Below are 10,669 nucleotides of genomic sequence, written 5' to 3' on the forward strand. Positions count from 1 at the left end.
GGCGGCTTGATCTGTATCAAGCGCCAACGGCTCGCAAGCGGATCATCAGCGGATCGCGAGCACGGCCGCGCCGGTCAGCTTGCCGTTGCGCAGATCGTCGAGCGCGCGGTTCGCGTCGCGCAACGGGTAGGTGGTCGTCTCGATCGCGAGCCGGGTCTCCGCTGCGTTGCGCATGAATGACAGCCCATCGTCGCGGGTCAGATTGGCGACCGATACGACGCGCCGCTCGCCCCACAGAAACGCGTACGGGAACGACGGAATGTCGCTCATATGAATGCCGCCGCACACCACCACGCCGCCTTTCGCGACCGCCTGCAGCGCCAGCGGCACCAGTGCGCCGACCGGCGCGAACAGCAGCGCGGCGTCGAGTTCGCTGGGCGGGGTCTCATCGCTGCCGCCCGCCCATGCCGCGCCGAGGCGCAGCGCGAGTTGCTGGGCCGCGTGATCGCCGGGACGCGTGAACGCATAGACGGTCCGCTGCTGGTGACGCGCGACCTGCGCGACGAGATGCGCGGCCGCGCCGAAACCGTAGATGCCGATCCGTTCGGCGTCGCCCGCCATGCTCAACGTGCGATAGCCGATCAGACCCGCGCACAGCAGCGGCGCGGCCTCGATATCGCTGTAGTGCGGCGGCAGATGGAAGCAGTAGCGGCTATCGGCGACCGTGCGCTCGGCATAGCCGCCGTCGATCGTGTAGCCGGTGAAACCAGCGTCTTCACAGAGATTTTCGCGGGCGGACAGACAGTAGCGGCAGTGCCCGCAGGTGCGCCCGACCCAAGGCACGCCGACCCGCTCGCCCACCTCGAAACCGCTGACGCCCCCGCCCAGTTCGGCCACCACGCCGACGATTTCGTGGCCTGGAATCACCGGCCGCTTCGGATGCTCGAGCTCGCGGTCGACCAGATGCAAGTCCGTGCGGCATACGCCGCAAGCATGAACGTCGATCAGGATCTCGCCGGCACCGGGCCGCGGGTCCGGCACTTCCCGCTCGGTCAACGTCGCCGGGCTGCCGTCGAACACCATCGCTCGCATCGGGTTTCTCCTTCAAACGTTTCGGCGGCGACACCGCTCTCATCAGCATAGGCGCGCCATTGTGTCGCGCGATCGGCCGCTGCCCTGCACCGTTTGATCGAGGTCAATAAGGGCCGTTTCGCCGCCCGTACACTGATCTTATTCCTGATCGGGGAGCCCGTGCCGTGATTGCGCGAATCCGAAATTGTCTGCTCGTGGGCGCGGCGTTCGCGCTGACGGCCGGCCTCGCCTACGGCGAACCAGAGCCGAGCGCGCTCGTCGATCAGCAGCACTGCATGTTTTGCCATACGCGCGATGCGCCGTTTCTGGCGCCGTCGTTCCAGCAGATCGCCGAGCACTATCGCAACGTGCCGAACGCGCAGCCGATGCTCGAGCACAAGCTGCGGCTCGGCGGCAAGGCGCACTGGGGCGATACGCCGATGCCGCCGCCGGCTGAGCGCGGCGGGCCGTTGTCGGCGCAGGACGCGCACACGCTCGTGCAATGGGTACTCAGCCAATAAGGCCTCGATGCGCACGCATCGGGCCCGCCGCCGACGCGCCATCGCGGCGGCAATGCGAATCAGTCGTTTATATTGCGGAGACTTGTCATGCGTTTGACCGTTCATCTCGACACGTTCGATCGTGTCAACCCGATGGCCTTCGCCATTCTCTGGCTCGACAAGGACACGCGGCAATGGTCGCGCGAAGGTCATTTCGGGCTCGAGTTGCCCGAATGGGGCGCGTTGCATGTGGATTACGGCAATACGCTCGTGTGCGCGCCGCATAGCATGGTGCCGGTCTGCGTGCTCGAGGGGCTCGATCTGAACCAGCCCGACGGGCCGTTCGAAGGCGAGGTCGGTCGCGTGCAGTGGTGCGCGGAACGCGGCCGCAATCTGATGTGCGGCCACTGGCGCGTGCAATGCATCGACGTCGAACAGACCGAACCCGAAAACAGCGTATTCGCAACGGACGAAGGCGTCTGAATCGGGGCGTCGTAACCCGGGCGGCGATTGCGATGGCTGAGTCAGGCTGTCGCCAATGGCAGCGTCACACGTGCCTCCAGACCGCCAGAGCAGCGATTTTCGAGTTCGAGTTCGCCGTGCATGGCAAGCGTCAGGCGTCGTGCGATGGCGAGCCCGAGGCCGGAGCCGTGCGTCGCAGCCGCCGTTTCTGGCGCGCGGTACCACGGAGAGAACACTGTCTCGAGACGGGCTGGAGCGATGCCGGGTCCTGAATCGACGACGGCAAGCACGAGGCTCTGCGCGTGCACTGTCACTTTAAGACGCACATCCGCGCCATAGCGCAATGCGTTGTCGATGAGGTTCGCGAGCACGCGGCGCAGCGCATGAGGACACGTCATCACCGGACGCCCTACGCGCCCCTCGAGTTCGACGGTGCGTCCCGCGTCGCGATAGTCGGCGATCAGCACGCCAAGCAGGCCGTCCGCATCGACGGTACGCATGGGCTCCAGTGCGCTGCATTGCATGCGCGCGCAGGCAAGACTGCCCTCTACCAATTCCGCCATCTCGGCCAGATCACGAGCCAGCGCGTCTCTGACCGCACGGTCCTCCACGAGTTCGGAGCGCATGCACATGCGCGTGAGCGGGGTGCGCAGATCGTGTGCATAGGCGGCGAGCACATGAAGCAATTCGGCCTGCCGCCGGGCGCGATGGCGCGTACATACGTTGAACGCGCGAGCGAGACGCGCGATGGCCGGCGGTCCCATCCCTTCGGGCAAGACGGACTCCGTTGCGTCGCCAGGATTGCGCGCGATGACCGCCGTCATGCGCTGAAGGTACACGCGCAGCTCCACGACTTTCAGGGCCGCAATGGCCACTGCGAGAACGGCCGGCAGCATCAGCGGCGGACCGACGCGCGCGAGCATGTCCCAGCTGGCTTCATGCGCAGCATACGGAGCGTAAGCGCAGGCGGCCGCGAACAGCAGCCACAGCGCCCGCGACGACGCGGCAAAGGACAACCTCGCGGACCTGCTCATGCATACGCCGAGTGTGTTGGGTGGGTCGATTGCGGGCGCGCTCAAATCCGTTCTCCTGTACTGGCGGCTTCGTACCACAGCCGAACGCGCCATCGACAGACAGCCAGCACCATGCCTCGATGAACATGACGGAATTCGCCACGGTGACCCGCTGTCCAGCTGCGTCGCGGTACGCCTCGCTCGGCATCGTCAGAATAGGGCCCGTCAAGGGTGTCCACCAGTATATGAACGTATGAGTTCCACCTCCATACGTTCACGCGCGCTTCCGGCAAGTCGCTCGTCTCACGAACCTATACCGACGTATATGAGAACCTATCCTTAAACATCTCCCAACTCAGTCATGAATGGAATGGTTCGATCGCTTCCTTCTAGTTAATCTGCTCGCAGCGGTATTTAAAACGCATCTGCACGCGCTTATCACAGGCCATGGAAAAACCCGATCACATATTGGTTGTCGACGACGACCGCGGCATACGCGAGCTGGTTGCCGGTTATCTGGAGCGAAACGGCATGCGCGTTTCGGCCGCGGCAAATGGACGGGAAATGCATGAGCTTCTGGGAAAGCATGCCCCCGATCTGATTCTGCTCGATCTGATTCTGCCTGGAGAAGACGGTCTCGCGCTCTATCGCACGTTGCGTGACAACCGCCATCGAGCGGTGCCCGTTCTGATGCTGACCGCGAATAGCGACGTCACCGACCGCATTATCGGGCTCGAAATGGGCGCGGACGACTATATGTCAAAGCCGTTCCAGGCCCGCGAGCTTCTCGCCCGCATACGGGCGGTATTGCGCCGCACGCGCATGCTGCCGCCGGACGTGCAGCCAGTGGACGACACGCCCGTTCTCGGCTTCGGGGAGTGGCGCCTCGACACCAGCGCGCGTCATCTGCTCGAATCCAACCACACGGTCGTGACGCTGAGCGGCGCCGAATACCGCTTGCTGCGTGTGTTTCTCGATCATGCGCAACGCGTGCTGACGCGCGACCAGTTGCTCAACCTGACGCAGCGTCGCAACGCCGATCCCTTCGACCGCTCGATCGATCTGCTGGTGAGCCGGCTCCGGCAAAAATTGAATGACACCGCACGCGCCGCCCGCTACATCAAGACGCTGCGCAACGAGGGCTACATCTTTTTGGCGCCGGTCACGATTCATCATGAATCTCGCGAAGCCTTGCAGTGCGCACATGCGCACGTCAAGAGCGAAGCGAATCGATTGAAGCGAAGTTTCTTCGGTGTCGCGCGATTTTTGTAGGGCAGATACGTGCGAGGTTTTTAGCGACTCCACGCAACGGCGATTCACCCGGGCGGCAAACTAACTCGGTAGCGCTGCGTCGCATGAACATAGGGCAAGCCGACGTCTGCGGATGAGGCGCACCGTTGCTGTCGCCTTCGAGCGTGATGGAGATCGTTCAAATCGCTTTTGCGGCCCGTTCTATTACTTGCGCTTGCGATTTTGCTGCGGCTCAGCGATCACGCTGAGCTATTTCACTTTGAGGCCGCACCCTTGAGCGTGGCGAGAAGCACAGTATCGCTGAAGGGCTTGAACAGACAATCGTACGCGCCTTGCGCTATCAGGTGATTGCGAAAGGCTCCGTCCTTGTGAGCGGTAATGTAGACCACAGGCACGCCTTTTCCGAGTCGTTTCAGCTCGCGAAAGAGCGCCGGCCCGCCCATACCCGGCATGCTGACGTCGAGAAGCAGACAATCAGTTTGATCGACGACTCCAGACGCAAGAAAGGATTCTGCCGATGAGAACACGCTCACAGCATATCCAAATGCCCGCACCAGATTGGAAAGCGACTCCCGCACTGCTTCGTCATCATCCACCAACGTTACCCGCATGATTACCCGCCATCAAAATTCGTTGAGACCGCTACGCCGCTATCAAAGGATGCACGAAGGCGGCCGGCAGATCTACGATACCTTGGTATCTTTCGTACAGGAAAACGCCTGCAAGCAGGATTGACGCGGGTCGCGCACCGCGTCAGAACGCTTGCGGCACGACTTGTCACACGAAGACATCGCCGGAATATTGCTTGCAAAAGCAGCGTGGATGGCGCTAATCGCAGGCACGTTCATGCACCGCAGATGTGCCGCCCGGTTACTCTCGTTTCTCGATCAACTCATTAGCGCATTCGAGAATTCGAAGGCTATGCGAAACAGAGACGGCGCGATAAGTTTGATGCGTAGCTGTCGACATCACCAATAGCGTCGCAACGAAGAAAGTGTATGCTTGCCGCAACAAATTTGGTTTGCAGCGGCGATGGATAGAAAAACAAATATCTTGTGGGACGATGGCGAGCGAGTTTTCTGGAGAGGACCGTCCTCCGCGCTAGCCGGTCAGAACGAACTGTTCGCGCGGCTTGCCGCTGAACAGCCCGCGCCCGCCAGTCTCGATCGTCTTGCCCACGAGTTCGCTCTGAAGGACGAGCTTGACAGTGCGTGGGCGGTGCGCCCGCTGAGACTGGTGCGTGAGGACGGACAGGTCTCGTTGGCATTCGAGGACCCTGGTGGTGAATCGCTCGCGCGTCTGCTCGGCATGCCATTGCAGATCGGGTACTTCCTCGAAATCGCTAGTGGTATTTCGGCCGCGCTCGGCAAGCTTCATCAGCGCGGGCTGATCCATAAGGATCTGAAGCCTGCGCATATCCTCGTGCATTGCGCCGATGGACAGCCGCGCCTCACCGGCTTCGGCCTGGCCTCGCGTCTGCCACGTGAGCGGCAGGCGCCCGAACCGCCCGAAACCATCGCCGGAACGCTCGCCTATATGGCCCCCGAGCAGACCGGCCGGATGAATCGTTCGATCGATTCGCGCAGCGATCTGTATGCGCTCGGCGTCACGTTCTACCAGATGTTGACGGGTGTGCTGCCGTTTAGCGCTACCGACGCGATGGAATGGGTGCACTGCCATATCGCCAGAACGCCATTGGCACCCAACGCGCGGGCGGAAGCCATCCCCGCCGTCATCTCCCGCATCGTCATGAAGCTGCTCGCCAAGACAGCCGAGGAGCGTTACCAGACTGCCGCCGGTGTCGAGCATGATCTGCGGCGGTGCCTCGCGGACTGGCAGCGTCAGCGCCATATCGACGACTTTACGCTGGACGAGCACGGCACCCCCGACCGGCTGATGATCCCCGAGAAGCTTTACGGACGTGAGCGCGAAGTCGAGACCCTGGTCAGCACCTTCACCCGTATTGTCGAGACGGGCGTGCCCGAGCTCGTGCTGGTGTCCGGTTATTCGGGCATCGGCAAGTCATCGGTGGTCAATGAACTGCACAAGATCCTCGTGCCGCCACGTGGACTGTTTGCATCCGGCAAGTTCGACCAGTACAAGCGCGACATCCCCTATGCGACGCTGATCCAGGCATTTCAAAGCCTGGTGCGCATGCTGCTGGGCAAATCCGACACGGAACTGGCAGGCTGGCGCGTCGCATTGCTGGACGCGCTCTCGCCCAATGCGGCGCTCATCAGCGACCTGATCCCCGAACTGAAGCTGATCATCGGCGAGCCGCCCCCGGTCCCGGAGCTCGAACCACAACAGGCGAAACAGCGCTTCCTGCAGGTGTTCCAGCGCTTCATCGGCGTGTTCGCGCAGGCCGAGCATCCGCTGGCACTGTTTCTCGACGACCTGCAGTGGCTTGATGCCGCGACGCTGGACCTGCTCGCAGATCTGCTGATCCAGCCGGACCTGCGCTACCTGATGGTCATCGGCGCCTATCGCGACAACGAGGTGGATGCCACCCATCCGCTGACCGCCCGGCTTGAAGCGATCCGCAGCGCGGGCGCGAAGATCGGGGAAATCCGGCTCGCGCCGCTGACCGGTGTGCACGTCGGGAGTCTGATCGCGGACGCGCTGCACTGTGCGCCTGAAAAAATTGCGCCCCTGGCGCGCCTCGTGCATGACAGGACGGGAGGCAATCCCTTCTTCGTGATCCAGTTCCTGCTGGCTCTCGCCGAAGGCGATCTGCTGGCGTTCGATCACGATGCACGGCAGTGGCGCTGGGATACCGAACGCATCCATGCCAGCAGTTACACCGACAACGTCGTGGACCTGATGGCCGGCAAGCTGACGCGGCTGCCGCCCGCGACACAGCACGCGCTGCAGCAGCTTGCCTGTCTCGGGAACGTCGCGAACGTCGCAACCCTGTCAGCCGTGCTCGGCATGCAGGAGATGCGGGTTCACGGCGTGCTGTGGGAGGCGGTTCGCCAGGAACTGGCCGTGCGGCTGGAGGGCGCTTACGCGTTCGTTCATGACAGGATTCACGAAGCCGCCTATTCACTGATTCCTGAATCTTCGCGCGCCGCTGCTCATCTGCGCATCGGCCGGCTGCTCGTCGCGCAGACCCCTGCGGAAAAACGCGAGGAAACGATCTTCGAGATCGTCGGGCAGCTCAATCGCGGTGCCGCGCTGATCATCGAGCCGGACGAACGCGAGCAACTGGCCGAACTCAATCTGCTCGCTGGCCAGCGCGCCAAGGCGTCGATGGCCCACACTTCGGCGCTCGCCTATTTCACCACTGGCGCGGGGCTATTGAGTGACGATTGCTGGCAGCGTCGGCATCAGTTGACCTTTGCACTGGAGCAGAACCGGGCCGAATGCGAATTCCTGACGGGAAAACTGCTGGCTGCCGAAACGCGACTGGGGACGCTGTCGAAGCGTGCCGCGACCACGCTCGAACGCGCCCAGGTCACATGCTGGCAGATGGATGTCTACCTGATTCTCGACCAGAGTGAAAACGCGATCGCCGTTGGCCTCGCCTTCCTTCGGCATGTGGGCATCGAGTGGTCACCCCATCCGGATGACGCGACGGTGCGCCGCGAATACGAGCGCATCTGGTTACTGCTTGGCGACCGGAGCATCGACGAACTCATCGATTTGCCGCCGATGGGGAATCCCATCGCGCTGGCAACCGTCGAGGTTTTGACCAAGCTTTTCGGGCCGGCCTTGTTCACCGATGGGAACCTCAATTGCCTGACGATCTGCAAGGCAATCAGTCTCAGTCTCGAGCAAGGCAATGCCGATGCTTCGTGCGTGGCCTATGCCCAATTCCCCTGGTTCGCCGGACGGCTTTTCGGCGACTACCAGCCCGGATTCGAATTCGGCCGGCTCGGCTGCAAGCTCGTCGAACGACGCGGCCTCGTACGCTTCGAAGCCCGCACGCATCTTGCGTTCTCCGTTTATGTCGCCCGCTGGGTGCAGCCTGCGCGGCAGACTTGCGGCGAGCACTTCCGCCGCATTTTCGACGCATTGAACCGGACCGGCGACCTGTCGTTCGGCGCGTTCGCGTGGTTCCATCTGGTCTCGAACCTGCTTTTCATCGGCGAGCCACTCGCCGAGGTGCAACGACAGGGTGAAACCGGCCTGGCGTACGCCAATAAATTGCAATTCGGCCTGGCCATTCACTTTATCGAAGACCAGCTTGCGGTCATCCGGACGCTCCGCGGCCTGGCGCCGGTGTTCGGCTGCCTCGACGACGCGCAGTTCAACGAAGCTGACACCGAACAGCACTATCTGGATCTGGACAAACCGTCCCTGTCGGCCGCCGCATGCTGGTACTGGATCCGCAAACTCCAGGCGCGCTATCTCGCCGGCGACCACGAGGCGGCGATGGCCGCTGCGTCAGAGGCGCAACGGCTTCTGTGGACCTCGCACTCGTTCCTCGACGAGGCGGAATATCACTTCTATGCCGCGCTGGCGACGGCTGGACGGCGTGATTCCATCGCCGCTGGCGAGTGGCCGCAGCACCAGCAAGCACTGACTGCCCACCACAACCAGTTGCGCGTCTGGGCCGATCTCTGCGCGGAGAACTTCGCAAGTCATACCGCACTGGTCGGCGCCGAGATCGCGCGCATCGAAGGTCACGTGGCAGAGGCAGAAACGCTCTACGAGCAGGCTATCGATTTGGCGCAGGAAAGCGGCTTCGCGCATATCGAGGCACTCGCGAGCGAACTCGCGTCGCGTTTTTATGCGGGCCGCGGTCGTCGGAGAATTGCGCGCATGTTTATGCAGGACGCCCGCTATGGCTATCTGCGTTGGGGCGCCATCGGCAAGGCGCGCCAACTCGAGGAACAGTACCCGTATCTGAGGACCGAAGAGACGGTGCCCGGACCGACCAATACGATGGCGGCGCCCATCCAGCACCTGGAACTGGCGACCGTGATCAAGGTGTCGCAGGCGGCGTCAGGCGAAATCCACCGGGAAAAGCTGATCGGGATGATCATGCGCACGGCCATCGAACAGGCAGGCGCCGAACGGGGTCTGCTGATCCTCTCAGACGGGAGCGAGCACCGGATTGCAGCGGAAGCCACCACCGCCGGCGACGCGGTCCACGTGCAGCTATCCGACGCGCCGCTCGACGGGGCGATGTTGCCGGAGTCGATCCTCAACCAGGTCTTGCGTACGCGCGAGAACATTTTCCTCGACGATGCCGCATCGGACCCGATGGCCGACTCGGACCCCTACGTCCGTCAGCATCGTGCTCGTTCCGTTCTGTGCCTGCCGCTGATGAATGGCGCCAAACTGATGGGCGTGCTCTACCTCGAAAACAATCTCGCCGCCCGCGTGTTCAGCCCCGCGCGGATCGCCGTGCTAAAGCTGGTGGCTTCGCAGGCTGCAATTTCGCTCGAAAATGCCCGTCTGTATCGCGACGTCGCGCAACGCGAGGCAAAGATCCGCCGCCTCGTCGACGCCAATCTCATTGGGATCGTGATCTGGGGCCTGGACGGACGACTTATCGACGCCAACGATTCATTTCTCCACATGCTCCAGTACGACCGTGAGGATTTGCAGAAAGGGCTGCGATGGTACGACATGACGCCGCCCGAATGGCAACAACGCGTGCCGCGCGAGTTCGAAGAGCTCGCGGCGACCGGTGCCATGCAACCCTGCGAAAAGGAGTTCTACAGGAAAGACGGCAGCCGGGTACCCGTGCTCATTGGCGGCGCGGCATTCGAAGATGAGCCGAACCAGGGCGTCGCTTACATTCTCGATCTGAGCGCGCAGAAGCAGGCGGAAAAGAAAATCCGTGAGAGCGAAGAGCGCTATCGCGACGTGCAGGCCGAACTGGCGCACGCGAACCGCGTCGCGACGATGGGGCAGCTCGCCGCCTCGATCGCTCATGAACTCAGTCAGCCCGTTACCGCGACGGTGGCCAACGCGGAGGCCGCATTGCGATGGCTGGCCCGCGAGCCCGCCGACCTCGGCGAAGCGAGGCGTGCGCTCGACCGTATCGTCAGGGACACCAATCGCGCCGGAGACATGCTTGGCCGGATCCGGCAACTGGTCAGAAAGGCACCGCGGAAAAAGGAGCCGGTGGACATCAACGAGGCGATCCGCGAGATCACCGAACTGGTCCAGGGAGAAGCAAGTCAGTATGACTCCCTGTGAGGCGAGGCTAGCCGCCGTGCGGATGTAAGCGCGGGTTAGCATGGCTGCCAGAGCCGCATTGAGTGGGGACGGATCCGCCGCTCAACGGTCTGTTTCCGGCACGGAGGCTAGCATGCACGACGATAGCACGTTGTACGTAGGGCTCGACGTTCACAAGGATTCAATCATGGTTGCCTACTCGGTCGATATGGGCGACGTAGAGTTGCTGGGCAAGATCGGTACGACACAGATCGAAGTTGATCGCCTATGCAAACGGCTGCGATGCAAAGCACGACA

Annotated in this window: 7 protein-coding genes and 1 pseudogene; 5 read left to right on the forward strand and 3 right to left on the reverse strand. The window is 62.7% G+C overall.

Annotation, left to right across the window (positions count from 1 at the left end):
• Positions 1 to 45: 45 nt before the first annotated feature.
• Positions 46 to 1,032 carry a zinc-dependent alcohol dehydrogenase family protein gene (locus tag GCT19_RS06555; RefSeq protein ID WP_152851379.1) on the reverse strand — a complete coding sequence of 329 codons (987 nt, stop codon included), beginning with the start codon at positions 1,030 to 1,032 and terminating at the stop codon, positions 46 to 48.
• A gap of 164 nt (positions 1,033 to 1,196) precedes the next feature.
• On the opposite strand from GCT19_RS06555, the gene GCT19_RS06560 reads away from it, so the two are divergent.
• Positions 1,197 to 1,532, forward strand: coding sequence for a c-type cytochrome (locus GCT19_RS06560; RefSeq protein ID WP_176134792.1), 336 nt, complete (start codon positions 1,197 to 1,199; stop codon positions 1,530 to 1,532).
• Between the two features lie 87 nt (positions 1,533 to 1,619).
• Positions 1,620 to 1,994, forward strand: a complete 375-nt coding sequence (locus GCT19_RS06565) for a DUF3564 domain-containing protein (protein ID WP_152851380.1) — start codon at positions 1,620 to 1,622, stop codon at positions 1,992 to 1,994.
• Positions 1,995 to 2,035: 41 nt separating this feature from the next.
• Here GCT19_RS06565 and GCT19_RS06570 read toward each other — a convergent pair whose 3' ends face one another.
• On the reverse strand, positions 2,036 to 3,007 hold the full coding sequence (locus GCT19_RS06570) for a sensor histidine kinase (RefSeq protein ID WP_152851424.1): 972 nt from the start codon (positions 3,005 to 3,007) through the stop codon (positions 2,036 to 2,038).
• A 426-nt stretch (positions 3,008 to 3,433) separates the two neighbouring features.
• On the opposite strand from GCT19_RS06570, the gene GCT19_RS06575 reads away from it, so the two are divergent.
• Entirely contained in the window at positions 3,434 to 4,258 is an 825-nt protein-coding gene (locus GCT19_RS06575; protein ID WP_152851381.1) for a response regulator, read from the forward strand.
• 233 nt (positions 4,259 to 4,491) lie between these two features.
• On the opposite strand, the gene GCT19_RS06580 is transcribed toward GCT19_RS06575, so the two are convergent.
• Complete coding sequence (locus tag GCT19_RS06580; RefSeq protein ID WP_152851382.1) at positions 4,492 to 4,848, reverse strand: response regulator transcription factor; 357 nt, start codon at positions 4,846 to 4,848, stop codon at positions 4,492 to 4,494.
• Positions 4,849 to 5,269: 421 nt separating this feature from the next.
• On the opposite strand from GCT19_RS06580, the gene GCT19_RS06585 reads away from it, so the two are divergent.
• Together GCT19_RS06585 and GCT19_RS43265 are read left to right on the forward strand one after the other, a co-directional pair.
• Entirely contained in the window at positions 5,270 to 10,393 is a 5,124-nt protein-coding gene (locus tag GCT19_RS06585) for a trifunctional serine/threonine-protein kinase/ATP-binding protein/sensor histidine kinase (RefSeq protein WP_227749203.1), read from the forward strand.
• A 112-nt stretch (positions 10,394 to 10,505) separates the two neighbouring features.
• A pseudogene (locus GCT19_RS43265) lies at positions 10,506 to 10,669 on the forward strand (IS110 family transposase); the annotation flags it as partial.

It is taken from the genome of Paraburkholderia atlantica (genome assembly GCF_009362785.1).
GTDB classification, from domain to species: Bacteria; Pseudomonadota; Gammaproteobacteria; order Burkholderiales; family Burkholderiaceae; genus Paraburkholderia; species Paraburkholderia atlantica.